Raw genomic sequence first — 15,376 nt, forward strand, 5'->3', positions numbered from 1 at the left:
TTCTCGTTGCGGGTTCGGCGTTCGCCTGGTACGTAATGGCCTTTGCTACAACGGATCTGCTCGAGTTTCTATGACGACTTCGCTGGTGAGGGTGCGGTGCACCGGGCAGCGGTCGACGATCTCCAGCAATCGGGCGCGCTGGTCGTCGGTGAGGTCACCGGCGAAGCTCACGACCCGATCCACATGGTCGAGCAGTCCGGCCCCGGTCGCGCAGGTCTCGCAGTCTCGCGCGTGGATCCGCGAGTGCCGCAGGGTCACGCTGGTCGAGTCGAGCGGGAGGCCCTTGCGCTCGGCGTACATCCGGGCCGTCATCGCGGTGCAAGCTCCGAGTGCGGCCAGCAGCAGACCGTACGGTGAGGGTCCGGAGTCGTTGCCGCCCACCGCGTCCGGTTCGTCGGCGACGAACACATGCCGTCCGGCGACGACCTGCTGGGCGTAGCGGCCGTCGCCGGACTCCGAGACCACGACAACGCCCGGGTCGCCGCCGGGGCGGCTGAGCGCGTCGGGACGTGGGTCAGGCAGATAGCGTCGTACCCACGCCGCGATGACGTCCGCGACGTACTCCGCGTCCGGTGTGCGGGTGAGCAGGTGATCGGCGCCCTCGAGCGCCATGAACGACTTGGGGTGCCTCGCGGCCTCATAGATGCGGCGCGCATTGTCGATGCCGACGACGTTGTCCGTCGGTGAGTGCACCACCAGCAGTGCCTGGCCGAGGTCGGTGATGCGTGCGAGCTGGGGCTGTTCGGCGATGTCGTCGAGGAACTCGCGACGTACCCGGAACGTCCGGCCGGCGAGGGTCACCTCGGCTTCACCGCGTGCCTCGACCTCGGCCTTCTCGTCACCGAACAGGCCCGTCACATGGGCGGGATCCGCTGGGGCTGCCACGGTCACGACGGCCCGGACTTCGGGGATGGCACCGGCGGCGGCGAGCACCGCGGCACCACCCAACGAGTGGCCGATCAGCAAGCTCGGACCTTCATGATGCTCGCGCAAGAAGTCGGCGGCTTTGACCAGGTCGCCGACGTTGGAGCTGAATGTCGTGCCGGCGAACTCGCCGTCGGACTCGCCGAGGCCGGTGAAGTCGAAGCGGAGCACGGCGATCCCTTGAGCGACAAGGGCGCGCGCGATGCGGGCGGCGGCGTGGGAGTCCTTGCCGCAAGTGAAGCAATGGGCAAACAGCGCGGTCGCGCGGGATCGCCCCTCTGGCAGATCCAGTCGCCCCACGAGGGTGTCGCTGGTGCTACCTACGAATTGCACTCGCTGTCGCTGCGTCATCGTGCCCGCTCTACAGCCCGGTGCTCGCGCGGAGCTGGGAGATCACGGCGTTGAGTTCGGCGCGCACGACAGAATCGTCGGGATCCACCGAAGGTCCGGGGTAAATGAACCAGTCGTGGCGATCGGTGCGTGGGTGGCGCCGCACCACAATCCCGACCGCGTCACCTGCGCGCAGCTGCACACGGGTGCGGAACGATGTCGTGAAGGCGATCCGCTCCCGCGCTAAAGTCACGAGCGGTCCGGGCGCCGCCAGCCTGAGGTGGAACTGTCCGGGAAGCACAGGTTGTTGCCCTGTCATCGTGAGTGTCTTGGTCGCCGAATCCCACGTAACGGCGGTCAGTTGTTCCCACGGCCAGCGAGTCCAGGGGCCGGATCCGTCGTCCAACTGGTGAAGCGCATCGTCGGTCGCGATGACCGTCGCATCGTCGGTGGTGCAGGTGACAACCAGCGCACGTTCGCCAGGGGCGAGCGCGGCGAGGCGACGGATCGCGGCCGGCCTCTGGACGCGCTGCGCGAGCTCGGTCGCGATCCGCCGCAGACCTTCCTCGAAGGGCCAGCTGTGTCTGAGGCGGAGCGGCTCCTGGACTGGCGGGCACGCATAGATCACGAGCAACTGCACCTGCCTTTCACTGTCGCCATTCACCGTCGCGATGCGATCAGCATGGCTCATCGGCTGCCCCTGCTTCGGTGACCGCGCTTACAAATCCGGCGGCCTGGAGCCCGGCACGTCATGGTCACAGCTCGGCGCGCTTGCCTTCCGTGATCGCCGCTACGCGCGGTCTCGGGACGCCATCGAAATCCCCGAAATGTAAGGGCGCTCACCGACAGGTGACGGCCGCTGGCGACACACTCGCCTCGTCACTACGACAGCCACCACCTCGAAGGAGCAACAAGATGAGCAGCACCAATCCCAGCCTTGTAAAGAACGCCGTCTACGGCGCGGGCGCTGGCGTTGTGGCGTCCTTGGTCATGGCGATGTATGCCATGATCGCGTCGTGGGCCAAGGACACCGGGTTCTTCACACCGCTGTACCACATCGCCTCGCTGTGGATCTCACCCAAGACGCTGATGGCCTCGATGGAGGACGGCATGGCCAACCACGCCTTCCACTTCGCTTTCGGCGCCGCAGTCCTCGGCGCGATCATCCACATGATGACCGGCGCCATGTACGGCGCTATCTTCGGTGTGATCGCGTCGAGGCTGCGCCTCGGACTCCCCGCACTCGCCGGTGTGGGCATGGTCTACGGCTTCGTGGTGTTCGTGGTCAGCGCCTTCATCGCCCTGCCGGTGGCCGCTGCCATCTTCAGCAGCGGTGACCAGATCACCGACATGGCCAAGATGGCCGGCTGGGCGACGTTCATCATCGAGCACCTGATGTTCGGTGTTGCCCTCGGCGTGCTGTACGCCGTACGTCGCCGGTCGGTCTCCGTCGGCGCCGCCGCGACCGCAACAGCCTGACGATCCACCGAAGAGACGGTGAGCCGGGTGTCAACCTTGCACCCGGCTCACCTGGCCGTGCCTGACAGTGCTGACCATGGAGTGCTGATGGTCAACCGCGCCGTGGGGCGGCCTCCTGCTCTGCTTGGTGGATCGTCCAGGCGGCGTTGACCAGGCCGATGTGGCTGAAGGCCTGCGGGAAGTTGCCGAGCTGCTCACCACTGCCGGGGTCGATTTCCTCGGCGAGTAGACCGACATCGTTGGCGTGGGCAACGGCGCGCTCGAAGACTTCCCGCGCCTGCTCGATTCGGCCGGCCAGCGCCAGCGCCCTGGCGAGCCAGAACGTGCACAGCAGGAAGGTTCCTTCGTCCCCGGCAAGTCCGTCGACTCCGGTCTGCGGCAGGTAGCGGTACACCAGGCCGCGGGCGTCGGTGAGCCGCTCGGCGATCGCGTCGATCGTGGACCCCATGCGCGCATCGGTGGCGGGCAGGAATCCGGTGATCGTCAGCATCAACGCCGCGGCGTCGAGATCCGGCGAGCCGAAGCATTGGGTGAACGCGCCGCATTCCTCGTTCCAGCCTTCGGCGAGGATTGCGGTGCGGATCTCGTCCGCGGCTTTCACCCAGTCGGTGACGCGATGATCGGCGTGCAGCAGTGGGGCCAGCTTCACGGCCCGGTCGAGGGCGACCCAGCACATGAGTTTGGAGTACAGGAAGTGCCGTGGTTCGCCGCGGACCTCCCAGATGCCGTTGTCCGGCCGCATCCACTGAGTGGCGGCGGCGTCGGCCAGTCCAGCGAGGAACGTCCGCGTGCCGGGCCCGATCTCGCCGATCTGAAGGTGCAGCCTGCAGGCTGCGTCGAGGATCTCGCCGTACACGTCGAGTTGCGGCTGGAGCCACGCGCCGTTGCCGACGCGCACGGGACGGCTGTCTCGCCAGCCGCGAAGGTGCGGCAGGACCCGCTCGGACAGATCGTGCTCTCCGCCGATGCCGAACATGATCTGCAGAGGCTGATCGGGACCGGCGGGCGCTGCGGCCGCGGTGATGAAGTCGAAGAACTCGTACGCCTCGTCCGGGCAGGCCGCCACCCACAGCGCCTGCATGGTGAAGCTCGCGTCGCGCACCCATGCGTAGCGGTAGTCCCAGTTCCGTTCCCCACCGCTTTGCTCGGGCAGCGACGTGGTAGGAGCGGCCACGATCGCGCCGGTCGGTGCGTAGCTCAATGCCTGCAGCACGCGCCCCGAGTGGTGCACCAGCTCCCGCCAGGGACCGTCGTACGCCTGATGCATCACCGCCCACGCACACCACCCCGATCGCGTGGTTTCCATTGCGGCTTCGATCTCGTCCGGTGTGTACGGCGGGGCCGGGGCGCGACCGAGAGGCGTGAACTGGAGCGCGAAACGCAGGCGCTGCCCGGCCTCCATCACGAACCGCGCACGGGCCTCACCTCCTTCAGTATCGAGGGAGACAGGGCTGGACAGGGTGAGCCGTGCAGGGCCGCCGGTAGCCAGCAGCCCGCCGGTGGTTGCGGTCAGCAACGGGGCGATCAGGCCGTACTCCGGACGCGGCCGGAAACACATGTCCAACTCAACCGCGCCCCTGGTGCACTCCACCACGCGCACCAGTGCGTGCGGCGCGTTCTCGCCGAGGCGATGCGGGTCCAGCGAGTCGCCGAGCGCCATCGCGTCCAGCAGCTCGACAGCTCCCCGATCGGTCTCGAAGGTCGTCCGCAGCACCATGCTGCCCTCGACGTACTCCCGCCGTACCTCGGCTGGGCCGAGCGGGCGGATCGACCAGTGGCCCGCGTCCTCGTCAAGGAGCCGCGCGAAGATCGACGGGCTGTCGAACCGCGGAAAGCACAGCCAGTCGATCGATCCCTCCGAGGTGACCAGGGCCGCGGAATGACGATCCGACAACAGGGCGTGGTCCGCGATCGGGCGACTGCTCATGAGGCGGAGCTGTGACGGCACAGCGCGACGATCTGATCGTCACCGAACAGGTCGCCGGCATCGATGCCCATCCGTCGGTAGAGCAGTGGCGGTACCGAGATGTCGGCCAGGTAGAGCCGGCCGACCTCGGGAGCGTCGAGCAGCCCGGTCTTGGGCAGCGCCAGTGTCAGGGTTGTCGCGGCCCGCACGCACGGCCGGGCGGCCTCGCCGGTGGTGACGTCGAGCCCGCTCGGAGTGTCGAGACTCAGTACCGGCGCAGACTGGCCGTTCGCCCAGTCGATGAGCTCCGCCGCGGCCCCGGTGGGATCGCCCACGAGGCTGTAGCCGATCAAGGCATCCACAACCAGGTCGGCCGGACCGGGCTGACCGGTCGAGATCGGGATGCCCATCCGGGCGAGGATGTCGAGCTGATGCGCCGGTACCCCAGTCAAGCGATCGGCACCACGGTCCAGAACGACCTGAACCTCGAGCCCGCGGTTGGCCAAGTGCCGGGCCGCGACCAGCCCGCCACCGCCGTTGCCACCCGCCCCAGCAAGCACCACCACGCGCCGCGGCGCGTACACGTCCACGGCCAGGTCGGCCAGACTGCGCCCGGCGTTCTCCATCATCTGCACCAGCTCGATGTGGAAGTCCTCGATCATCGCGCGGTCCACCTCGCGCATCTGATCGGCGCTGATCGCCGGCCAGCTGCTCACGCGAACCTCGACAGGGCGTCTTCGATGCCGCGGTGGAACGTCGGGTAGGCATACATCATCTGCCTGAGCCGCTCGACCGGAACCTCGGCAAGCACAGCCAAGGCCAGCGCGGACAGCACCTCGCCACCATGCGGGCCGACCGAGGTCGCGCCGACGAGTACACCACGGCCGGCGTCCTGAACGAGCTTGATGACTCCCTCGTTGCCGGCCTTGTGGATCCAGCCGCGCGCGGAGCTGGGCACAGCGGTGGTGGCGGTGAGAACGTCGAGACCTCGCTCGCGAGCCTGTACCTCGGTCAGCCCGACCGCGCCGACCTCGGGATCGGTGAACGTCACTCGCGGTACGGCGTGATACTCCGCACCAGGTCCCTCGTCGCCGAGGATGTGCCGGGTCGCGATCGCTGCCTGGTACATCGACACATGAGTGAAGGCACCCTTGCCGGTGATGTCGCCGATCGCGTAGACGCCGTCGGCGATCCGCAGGTACTCGTCGGGATCGACGAACCTCCGGTTGGTGTCCAGCCCGATCGCTGCCAGGCCGAGACCTGCGAGGTCGGTGGTCCGCCCGGTTGCCACCAGCAACTGTTCGGCCTTGAGCTCGCCGTGCGCGGTCTTCACGGTGAACCGGGCACCGTCGTGGGCCACAGCCTCTGCGGGGACGCCCGTGTGCAGAGTGAGTCCTTCGGCGGTCAGGACCTCGGCTACGACCTGGCTGGCCTCGGGCTCTTCCAGCGGAAGGATGCGGTCGGCGACTTCGACCACGCTGACGTGGGTGCCGAACCTGGCGAAGACCTGCGCGAGTTCGAGTCCGATCGCGCCGCCGCCGAGCACAATCACTGATTCGGGGACCGATTCGACCGCGATCGCCTCGCGGTTCGTCCAGTACGGCGTACCGGCCAGCCCGGGGATTGGTGGGACCGCCGGATCGGTGCCGGTATTGAGCACGATTCCACGCAGTGCGGTGAACTCCTCATCACCGACGCGCACCGTGCCGGGCCCGGTGACCAGCCCGCTCCCGCGGACGAACCGGCCGCCCTTGCCGGTGAAGCGATCCACCGCGACCTGGTCATCCCAGTTGTCGGTGGCCTCGGCCCGGATACGCGCCGCCACCGGCGCGAAGTCCGGCGTCACCTCGCTGTTCCCGGCCAGTCCGGGGACGCGGCGGGCCTCGGCGAGGCTGTTCGCCGCGCGGATCATCATCTTGCTCGGGATGCAGCCGTAGTACGGGCATTCACCCCCGACCAGCCGTGCGTCGGCACCCACGACTCTCAGGCCCGCCTCGGCGAGCCGCCCGGCGACTGCTTCACCACCTGGACCCATCCCGATCACAACCACGTCGACAGTGCTGGACATCGTGCTGACTTCCCTTCATCCGGCGATTGTGAGCAACTTGGCCGGATCAACGAGGTGGATGGCGGCGTACCGAACCTCAATCAGGCCGGCGCGCTCGAACTCCTTGAGGATCTTGTTCAACGACGGACGCTGGACACCGAGCATCGCCGCCAGCGTGCGCTGCGGCAGCTGGACGTCGCCGTCGATAGCCTCGTCCAGCAGCAGCCGCGCCACCTGCTCGGTCAGCGACCTGCCGAGCAGCCCGATGATGCGGCTCTGGCTCGTCGCAAGCCGTTGCGCGACGCTGGACAGCCACCGGCGCGCGATCTGCGGGTGGTCGGCCAGCAATTGCTCGAACGCCGCCGCATCCAGCTCCAGCACGGTGGCCTCGTCCAAGGAACGCGCCGTGTAGGCAAGCGGCATGGGGAGCAGATGCTGGATGTCGCCGTCGACGTCTCCAGGTTGCAGCACTCCCACCACAGCTCGGCGCCGTCCGGCGCCCACCGTCAGGGCGATCCTGCCCCGCTGCACGATCCACACCCCGGCCGAGGCATCGCCGGCGCGGAACAGCAGCGCACCTCGCTCGTACGTCCGCGTGCACAAGGTCGCGGCAAGCGCGTCCACATCGGCCGGCGCCAAGGGTGCGGACTCGCCACGACCGACACAGCGCGCGACCCACGCCGCCTGCCGGATCGCCAGGTCGGCCGCAGGCCCCGCGCCCAGCAGCCGCATCGTCTGCTCCATCGCCGCAGCCGGCACCTTCGACAACCCCATACTTCGCAGTGTTGCAGCGTCGAGCCGGCAAAACCCGTCTCGACGGGCACGACTGTCAGCGAGGTGACAACTATTGCGAACCGTGTCACGTCGCTGACAGTCTGGCTGCTCGATCCTCGCCAGGATGCTGCGATTGGTCGCGTGGAAGAATTCGTGACCGGGAACCGCGCCGCCGCGACGGTCTACTGGCGGCCGGGCTGCCCGTCCTGCGGGCGGTTGCTCGGCGACCTCGAGCGGATCGGCCTGCCGATCGACAAGGTCGACATCTGGGCCGACCGTGGCGCCGCCGCACGCGTGCGCGCGATCGCCGACGGCAACGAGACCGTGCCCATCGTCGTGGTCGGCGACACCGCGATGGTCAATCCACGGGCCGCGGACGTCGTCGATGCCGTACGCGGGCACACACCAGATCTCCTGAACGGCCTCGACGCCGGGCGCATCGCCGCCGTCACACGCGGGCGCTGGTACACCGGCCTCGGACTCACCCTCGTGGTGGCGCTGGGCTGGTTCGCGCTCGCCGCGACGCATCCAACCACCACCTACCACCTCGCACCCGCGGTCGTGGCCGCTGCCTGGCCGGTCGGCCGGCGTTTGCGCACCCGACGCGCTCTCCCCACAGCCACCGCGCTGTTGACCGCTCTCGGCAGTACGACGATCGCGATAACGGCCACGGTGCTGCTGCTCGCTCGCGACGAGCTGGCCGGCCCTGCGCTGCTCGCTGTCCCGGTTCTGACCGAAACCCTCCTCAGTGCCGCTCTCGGCGCGCTCGCAGGCGCCGCCTTCGCGGCGAGGCGCAGCGCCGCACAGCGCGAACTGTAACCACGATCACCGAATTGGGCCGACGAGGCGGCGTACGGTCGCGCTCGAGAGTCTGAGGAGGAGGTCTCATGGCCACGAGAGGTACGCCGGGGCGTCACCTGCACGGCGGGGCACGTTCTGGTACTGAAGTCCCGCTGGCGGTGTGCCGTGGGTGATGCCGAGGCGCGGTACTGTCTGGTTGAGGGTCTGGACGCCCTCGATCAGCGCTCCGGGAGTCTGCTACCCGCGTGGGCGCCAGGACAACGCGAGGAGCTGGCCGAAGTGGAACGAGCCACCGGCGACGAGATCTGGTGTATGGCCGAGGTCGACATCTTCGCCGACCTGTCCGCGTCCGAGATGGAAGCCATCGCCGCCGCGGCGCCGATGAAGACCTACTCCGCGGGTGACCTGCTCTACTCGCCACACCAGCCGGTCGAGACCCTCTTCATCCTCAAGAAGGGCAGGGTCCGGATCTTCCGTGTCTCACCGGACGGCCGCGCGCTCACCACCGCGCTGGTCACCCCGGGCACGATCTTCGGCGACATGCTGCTGCTCGGACAGCAGATGCACGACAACTTCGCCGAGGCACTCGACGAGGTCGTGGTGTGCCTGATGGCGCGCGCCGACGTACACCGCTTCCTGCTGTCCGACCCGCGCATCGCGAGCCGGATCTCGGAGATCCTCGGCCGCCGCGTCGCCGAACTCGAACGCCGATTGTCCGACACAGTGTTCAAGAACGTGCCGCAACGCATCGCCGCCACGCTGTGCCTGCTCGCCGGCGAGCAACAGAAACGCTCGCTCGGCCGCGGTGTCCAGCTGGCGCTGACCCACGAACAGATCGCCGCCCTGACCGGCACCTCCCGCGAAACCGCCACCAAGGTGCTCGGCGAATACGCCGACCGCGGCCTGCTCCGCCTCGGCCGCGGCAAGGTCACCATCCTCGACCCCGACACCATCACCGCCGAGGCCGGCGACTAGTTGTTCGGCCCGGTTTGGTCCAGACCCGGCTACCGCCGGCCGACGGAGTACCGCAGGCGGCGGACGTCGCGGCGGGGCAGTCACGTAGCCGCAGTCGACCAGGCAGGACAGGTGCACCGACACCTTGGGCTGCGAGATACCGGCATGCACGACGCACTCGGCGGCCGTGTGCTCGCCACGCAGGATGAACTCGAGCAGCTTCAACCGGGTTGGATCTGATCGAGGAGGGCGTCGCCGTACGCACGGCGACGATCTTGACCGGCGTACGCCGTGACACAACCGGCTACATCCTCACATTGGGCGACGAGCTACACGTGGATCAGTTGCTGATGGCAACGGGCCGCCGCCCCGTCACCGCCGGCCTCGGCCTGGACCAGGTCGGCGTGAAGGTCGGCGAACGGGGCGAGGTCATCGTCGACGAGCACCTGCGCACGACCAACGACAGGATCTGGGCCGCCGGCGACGTGACCGGCTATCCGCAGTTCGTGGACGTCGCCGCGGCCCAAGGCAACCTGGTCGCCGGCAACGCGCTCGGCAGCTCCGCCCTGCGCACCCTGGACTACACGGCGCTTCGAAGAGTCACGTTCACGAGTCCCGCGACCGCCGCGGTCGGCATGACCGACGCCCAGGCGGTCGCGGCGGGCATCGACTGCGAATGCCGCGCGCTGCCGCTGGAACACGTACCGCGCGCGCTGGTCGAGCGCGATACCCGCGGCCTGATCAAGCTGGTCGCCGAGCGCGGGACCGGCCGCCTTCTCGGCATTCACGTGCTCGCCGACGGCGCCGGTGACGTGATCACGGCGGCGACGTACGCGATCACGACCGGCATGACCGTCGGCCAACTAGCCACCACCTGGCACCCCTACCTGACCATGGCGGAGGCTCTGAAGCTCGCCGCGCAAACCTTCACCCGTGACGTCGCCAAGCTGTCCTGCTGCGCCGCCTGACCGGAGGTCGATCATGCCCACCTTGATGACGATCGGAGAGCTGTCCCGGCGTCCCGGCGTCCCGGCGTCCCGGCGTACCGGCGTACCGGCGTACCGGCGTACCGATCAAGGCGCTCCGCGACTACACGGACTCGGGCCTGCAGTGCTCTGCACGATCGCGTCGCCGATACAAGGGCCGCGTGCTCCGCGCTTCGAGATCACCATCTGACTCGGACCACCACCCGCCACGATCTCACCTGACTTGCGCACTCCCTCATTTCCACGGCTCCACAGCTGTCGATCCGCTGGCGGATGTCTCTCCGGGCAGCATCCAGAATCTTTACAGTGGTGTATAGATTCTTGCCCAACTTACCTTTACACTGCAGTTAAGATTAGCCAGAGGGAGTGGATCGATGGAGCACATGGTGAACACTCAGCAGGCCGAGGCGTGGAACGGGTACGAGGGGCGGCACTGGGCCGACAACCAGAGTCGATGGGACGCTGTGGCCGATGGCGTCAACCAGCGGCTGCTCGCGGCCGCCGCGATCGGCGCCGGCGACCACGTACTCGACATCGGCTGCGGCAACGGCCGGACGACACGCCTCGCGGCGGCCCTCGCCACTCGTGGCCGGGCCGTCGGCATCGACCTGTCCGGTCCGATGCTCGACCGCGGCCGCGCGAGTGCCGAGGCGGAAGGCTTGGCCAATGTGGAGTTCCGGCAGGCCGACGCTCAGGTTCATCCCTTCGAACACGGCGGCTTCGATGTCGCGATGAGCCGTGGCGGCGTCATGTTCTTCGCAGATCCCGTGGTGGCGTTCGGCAATATCGGGACGGCGCTCCGCTCGGGCGGCCGGCTGGCGATCGCCACACTTCGCGACATCGAGGATCAGGAGTGGTTCACGGTCCTGATGACCGCAGTGCTCGGCGAACCGCCCCAACCGAACAGCGATCCCCACGCACCGGGCATGTTCTCGCTGGCGGATCCCGCACATGTCGACAACGTACTCACGCAGACAGGGTTCACCGGGACTACTTGTACGCGGGCGGACGTCTCGATGACGTACGGAACAGATGCCGAGGACGCGGCGACGTTCTGGCTGACCACCGGTCCGGTGCGACACCTACTGGAGCGAGGCGCGGCCGACAAGGACGAACTGCTCGCCAGACTGGTTGCCGCGCTGAAGCCGTTCGAGACGTCGGACGGCGTCCAGCTTGCCGGATCCTACTGGATCGTGACCGCCTGGACGTGAGTCCGATCTCGGCAGTTGCGTACGACATCGATGCAACGAAAATCAGACACTGGCGTAAGGGTTTGATGCATGCAGCCGAGATCAGGCATACCCGTATGCTTCCCGGCATGACCGAGCCGACGACCGGCAAGCGCCGCGCCGACGCCGTACGCAACGTCGAGGCGATCGTGGAGGCCGTCCTGAACGGCGGCATCGTCGGCGGCGAACTCAACATGGCGGCGGTCGCGCGACTCGCCGGCGTCAGTCGAGTCACGCTCTACTCGCACTTCCCCTCCCGGCAATCGCTCGTCGAAGCCGCCGTCGACCGCGCGATCGCCGAGTCCGAACAGCTCGTAGAAGAACTCCGCCTCGACCTCGACCCACCGCCCGTGGCGTTGGACAGATTCGTCTCTTCGAGTTGGCGAATGGTCGACAAGTACCACTCGCTGTACACGGCGGCGACCACCGAACTTCCCACCGGGCGACTGACGGCCCTGCACGGTCCACTGTTGGGCCGCATGCGCACCCTGATCCTGCGCGGCCGCCGCGACGGCTCCTTCCGCACCGACCTCTCGGTCGACTGGCTGGTCGCGACGGCGTTCAGCTTGATGCATCAAGCCGCAGAGGAGGTCGAGGCCGGTCGGCTCTCCGCGCGGAAGGCAGGATCCGTGATCAGCGCGACCTTGCTGCCGGTCCTCCGACGCGAATAACGCCTCGAGAGCGAAGGCGATGCGGAGCGGCGCGACTTAGCCGACAAGGCCGAGATTCGGATCGCCGCGGCAGGAGATGGTGGGTACGGCCTACGCCCATGTCAGGCCACCTCCGGGCGTCGGACGCGTGTCAGGGCGATTGCTCGTCGAGAACATCCAGCCATGCCTCGATCTCTCTGATCGCCCCTAGCCTGTCGAGCCGGCGGCCCCGGTCGTAGGCGGTCTGGAACGTGGCCGGCCCCAGCGTTCGGTCGAGTTCATTCGTCAGGTCAGCAACGTCGGGGTTGAGGGCGTCGGACGAACCACGCAGCGCGTGCGCTGCCCCGAGCAGTTCGGCCGCCGCTGCTGGACGGCCACAACGCATCTGTAGCTGCGCGGCGGCGACACCGACGACAGCGACCATCGGCATGTCCAGCATCTGGGTGGCGAGGACGAACGCCTGGCTGAGCTGTGTCCGCGCGGTCTCGACGTCGTCGATGGCCACGGCGAGGAATCCTGCCCCGGCATGGAACAACACTTGGTACGACGGGTCGTCGAGCATACCTCGGCAGTCAGCGGCCAGCGCGAGCTGACGGCTCGCCTCCTCGAAGTCGCCTTCACACCGGGCCACGTCCGCCAGGAACAGTCGCGCCAAGGCCGTCTGCTGGGCTGACGCCGCGCCGGCGACAACGTCGAGCAGTTCGGCACGAGCCGAATCCAGGTCGCCGATGTGGATCCGTACCATCGCCAGCCAGACCCGCAGGTGGACGTCAAGACCGAGCTCACGGACCAGACCGCTGGACTCCTCCGCGGCAGCGATCGCCTGCTCGAAGTCCGCGAGCGTCGCGTGTGCGAACGCGAGGTACGTCAGCACTGTCGCAAGGCCCCACCTTTCACCGGCCTCCCGGAACGCCGCGGCAGCCGCGACCAGGTCCCGGCGCATCGCGGTCATGTCGCCCTGGCTGCCGTCCAGGAATGACCGGGTCAGCCACAGCATCCCCCGTGCCCAGGGATCTGGGTCGGGTGCCCTGTTGTCGATCAGCTCCAGGCCGGTTGCGGCATCGTCACTGATCAGCGCGATCGTCGCCTCGACCAGGGCTCCCGAGACCTGGTCATGGTCGCACGCGCGGGCGAACGTCCGGAGCTGACCGACCCGTTTCTGCGCGGCTGCCCGGTCACCAGACAGTACGGCGTTGAAGAGGAAGCCCGCGGCGGCAGTAGCTGTGGCGTCCGGAGGCCCGTGACCGGGAACATCCAGTACCGTGCGCAGCCGCTCGGTAGCCTCGGCATGGTCGCCGTGGATCGTCCAGAAGAATGCGAGCGCGGCGCCGAGCCGAACCGCGGTGTCGGCATCGTCTGTCTCGCAGGCGAACCGCAGCGCGGCGAGCAGATTGTCGCGGTCAGCGGCCAGCCTGCCGATCCAAGGCAGTTGCCCGAATCCACGCAGCCACGGTTCCGCCTCTTCGGCGAGCTCGAGGAAGTATGCCGCGTGCTCGGCACGAACCCGGTCGATCTCGCCCGACGCGGCCAGTCTTTCGACGCCGTACTCGCGAATCGTCTCAAGCATCCGGTAGCGCGGTTCGGGTCCATCCACCAGTTGCAGCAAGGATCGGTCGACCAGTGTGTCCAGCGCACTCGCGGATGTTCCCACCCCGACCGCGGCCTGCGGGGCGAAGGTTGCCGGGAACACCGCCAGTCGCTCGGCCGTACGACGCTCCTCGCCGGACAGCAGGTCCCAGCTCCAGGCCACGACGGCTCTCAGCGTCCGGTGCCGCGGCAGCGCCGTACGACTGCCGCCGGTGAGCAGGTGGAAACGGTCGCCGAGCCCTGCGGCCAACTGATCGACCGACGCGAACCTGAGGCGCGCTGCCGCCAACTCGATAGCGAGTGGCAGACCATCCAGCCGGCAGCAGATCTCGATGACAGCGTCGGCGTTGGCGTCAGTGACCGTGAAGTCGGCGCGGACTGCCGTCGCTCGATCTGCGAACAGGCGAACCGCTGGACAGGTCAGCGTCTCAGCCAAGGACAGGCCGGGCTCGGGCAACTCGAGCGGGGCGACCGGGACGAGCGTTTCGCCGAGGATGCCCAGCGGCTCGCGGCTGGTGGTCAGGATGCGTAGCTGCGGGCAACGGCCGAGAAGCTCTTCGACGAGTTGTGCTACCGGATCAATGAGGTGTTCGCAGTTGTCGAGCACGACCACGGTCTCGGCGGCCGGCAGTGCTCCGGCGAGCCGCCGTGCCGGGTCAGGCGCCGTGGTTGCGTCCGGGCGCCCGGCATCCCGCAATCCGAGCGCGTCGGCGACCGCGAGGGCGACATCGTCACGCAGGACCACGGGCGCGAGCTCAACCAGCCAAACACCGCCGCCGAAGTCGTCGGCAAGTTCAGCGGCGACAGCCGTCGCGAGCCGGCTCTTCCCAGCGCCGCCAGGTCCGACCAGGGTCACGAGGCGACAGTCCCGGAGCCGCCCGGCGATCTCCGTTCGATCGCGGTCCCGGCCGACAAAACTTGTCAGAGGTACGGGGAGATTCCCCCGCGGGCTTGCGGGCCGCGATCGTGCCACGGCCTCTCCCCGGAGTACGGCGAGATGGGCGTTCTGCAGCTCCGGTCCAGGGTCGGCGCCGAGCTCGTCGGCGAGCAGTCGCCGGAATTCGTCGTACGCCGTCAACGCCTCGGCGGATCGTCCATCGGCGTGCAAGGCCTTGACCAGCAGGAGGCGTAGCCGTTCCCGGAGCGGATGTCCGGCAACGAGTTCATGCAGCTCGGCCACCAGCGGCGCGGCCTCTGCCACGGTCAGCAGTTCGGCGGCGATGCGGTCCTCGGTCGCGGACAACCGCAGCTCCTCGAGCCGCCCGGCGGCAGCCTGGGAGTAGGGGGCAGACGCCGCGCCCGTCAACGCCTCACCGTGCCAGAGGGCCAGCGCGGCGCGCAATTGATCGGCTCCGGCTCTGGTGTTCCCGTCTCTGATAGCGCGTCGTCCCTCTCGTACCAGCCGCTCGAACTGCAGCGCGTCGACAGCATCCGGCGGCACCTCGAGGCGGTAGCCACCGGGCCCCTGCAGGAGTGGGGATCCGGGCAACACGCGCCTGAGCCGCGACACCAGCGACTGCAGCGCGTGCACTTGGTCGGCAGGTCCGCCGTCCGGCCAGAGCGCATGCAACAACGAGTCCACCGAGACGTTGCGCCCGGCATCGAGTGCCAGCCGGATCATCAGCGCACGCAGCCGCGCACCACGGACCAGTACGACCTCCCCGTCGGCCACAACCTCCAGCGGCCCGAGAATTCTCACCTGCATACGC

14 protein-coding genes and 1 pseudogene are annotated in these 15,376 nt (G+C 68.4%); 7 read left to right on the forward strand and 8 right to left on the reverse strand.

Going from position 1 to position 15,376, the window contains the following annotated elements:
* Window positions 1–45 precede the first annotated feature (45 nt).
* Together AB0E63_RS33565 and AB0E63_RS33570 are read right to left on the reverse strand one after the other, a co-directional pair.
* Window positions 46–1,275, reverse strand: a complete 1,230-nt coding sequence (locus AB0E63_RS33565) for a bifunctional alpha/beta hydrolase/OsmC family protein (RefSeq protein ID WP_360375124.1) — start codon at window positions 1,273–1,275, stop codon at window positions 46–48.
* 10 nt (window positions 1,276–1,285) lie between these two features.
* Window positions 1,286–1,945: a hypothetical protein gene (locus AB0E63_RS33570; protein WP_360375126.1), complete on the reverse strand. Its 660-nt coding sequence runs from the start codon at window positions 1,943–1,945 to the stop codon at window positions 1,286–1,288.
* Window positions 1,946–2,169: 224 nt separating this feature from the next.
* Here AB0E63_RS33570 and AB0E63_RS33575 point away from each other — a divergent pair, with 224 nt between their 5' ends.
* Entirely contained in the window at window positions 2,170–2,733 is a 564-nt protein-coding gene (locus AB0E63_RS33575; protein ID WP_360375128.1) for a hypothetical protein, read from the forward strand.
* 91 nt (window positions 2,734–2,824) lie between these two features.
* On the opposite strand, the gene AB0E63_RS33580 is transcribed toward AB0E63_RS33575, so the two are convergent.
* The 4 genes from AB0E63_RS33580 to AB0E63_RS33595 are packed head-to-tail and all read right to left on the reverse strand — an operon-like array spanning window position 2,825 to window position 7,460.
* Window positions 2,825–4,660, reverse strand: coding sequence for a glycoside hydrolase family 15 protein (locus tag AB0E63_RS33580; protein WP_360375130.1), 1,836 nt, complete (start codon window positions 4,658–4,660; stop codon window positions 2,825–2,827).
* Entirely contained in the window at window positions 4,657–5,355 is a 699-nt protein-coding gene (locus AB0E63_RS33585; protein ID WP_360375132.1) for an NAD(P)H-hydrate epimerase, read from the reverse strand. Before AB0E63_RS33585 ends, AB0E63_RS33580 begins: the two co-directional genes overlap by 4 nt.
* A complete protein-coding gene (locus AB0E63_RS33590) occupies window positions 5,352–6,707 on the reverse strand; it encodes an NAD(P)/FAD-dependent oxidoreductase (RefSeq protein ID WP_360375134.1) in 1,356 nt (451 codons plus the stop codon). The genes AB0E63_RS33585 and AB0E63_RS33590 overlap by 4 nt, the downstream gene beginning before the upstream one ends.
* Before the next feature lie 15 nt (window positions 6,708–6,722).
* Window positions 6,723–7,460, reverse strand: coding sequence for a Crp/Fnr family transcriptional regulator (locus AB0E63_RS33595; RefSeq protein ID WP_360375136.1), 738 nt, complete (start codon window positions 7,458–7,460; stop codon window positions 6,723–6,725).
* Window positions 7,461–7,601: 141 nt separating this feature from the next.
* Here AB0E63_RS33595 and AB0E63_RS33600 point away from each other — a divergent pair, with 141 nt between their 5' ends.
* Together AB0E63_RS33600 and AB0E63_RS33605 are read left to right on the forward strand one after the other, a co-directional pair.
* Window positions 7,602–8,279: a glutaredoxin domain-containing protein gene (locus AB0E63_RS33600; protein WP_360375138.1), complete on the forward strand. Its 678-nt coding sequence runs from the start codon at window positions 7,602–7,604 to the stop codon at window positions 8,277–8,279.
* Window positions 8,280–8,426: 147 nt separating this feature from the next.
* The gene (locus tag AB0E63_RS33605; protein WP_360375140.1) at window positions 8,427–9,236 is read left to right on the forward strand and encodes a Crp/Fnr family transcriptional regulator; all 810 of its coding nucleotides are present in this window, start codon (window positions 8,427–8,429) and stop codon (window positions 9,234–9,236) included.
* Window positions 9,237–9,374: 138 nt separating this feature from the next.
* On the opposite strand, the pseudogene AB0E63_RS33610 reads toward AB0E63_RS33605, so the two are convergent.
* Window positions 9,375–9,440: pseudogene (locus AB0E63_RS33610) on the reverse strand (ArsR family transcriptional regulator); the annotation flags it as partial.
* A gap of 5 nt (window positions 9,441–9,445) precedes the next feature.
* On the opposite strand from AB0E63_RS33610, the gene AB0E63_RS33615 reads away from it, so the two are divergent.
* The 4 genes from AB0E63_RS33615 to AB0E63_RS33630 all read left to right on the forward strand — a co-directional run bounded on the left by AB0E63_RS33615 (window position 9,446) and on the right by AB0E63_RS33630 (window position 12,101).
* Window positions 9,446–10,183 carry an FAD-dependent oxidoreductase gene (locus AB0E63_RS33615; RefSeq protein ID WP_360375142.1) on the forward strand — a complete coding sequence of 246 codons (738 nt, stop codon included), beginning with the start codon at window positions 9,446–9,448 and terminating at the stop codon, window positions 10,181–10,183.
* A gap of 13 nt (window positions 10,184–10,196) precedes the next feature.
* On the forward strand, window positions 10,197–10,391 hold the full coding sequence (locus tag AB0E63_RS33620) for a hypothetical protein (protein ID WP_360375144.1): 195 nt from the start codon (window positions 10,197–10,199) through the stop codon (window positions 10,389–10,391).
* 184 nt (window positions 10,392–10,575) lie between these two features.
* On the forward strand, window positions 10,576–11,412 hold the full coding sequence (locus AB0E63_RS33625) for a class I SAM-dependent methyltransferase (RefSeq protein WP_360375146.1): 837 nt from the start codon (window positions 10,576–10,578) through the stop codon (window positions 11,410–11,412).
* Between the two features lie 107 nt (window positions 11,413–11,519).
* On the forward strand, window positions 11,520–12,101 hold the full coding sequence (locus tag AB0E63_RS33630) for a TetR/AcrR family transcriptional regulator (protein ID WP_360375148.1): 582 nt from the start codon (window positions 11,520–11,522) through the stop codon (window positions 12,099–12,101).
* Between the two features lie 130 nt (window positions 12,102–12,231).
* Here the strand turns inward: AB0E63_RS33630 and AB0E63_RS33635 are convergent, their stop codons facing one another.
* Window positions 12,232–15,372, reverse strand: a complete 3,141-nt coding sequence (locus AB0E63_RS33635; protein ID WP_360375150.1) for a BTAD domain-containing putative transcriptional regulator — start codon at window positions 15,370–15,372, stop codon at window positions 12,232–12,234.
* Window positions 15,373–15,376 lie beyond the last annotated feature (4 nt).

The organism is Kribbella sp. NPDC026596, assembly GCF_040638415.1.
Lineage (GTDB): Bacteria > Actinomycetota > Actinomycetes > Propionibacteriales > Kribbellaceae > Kribbella.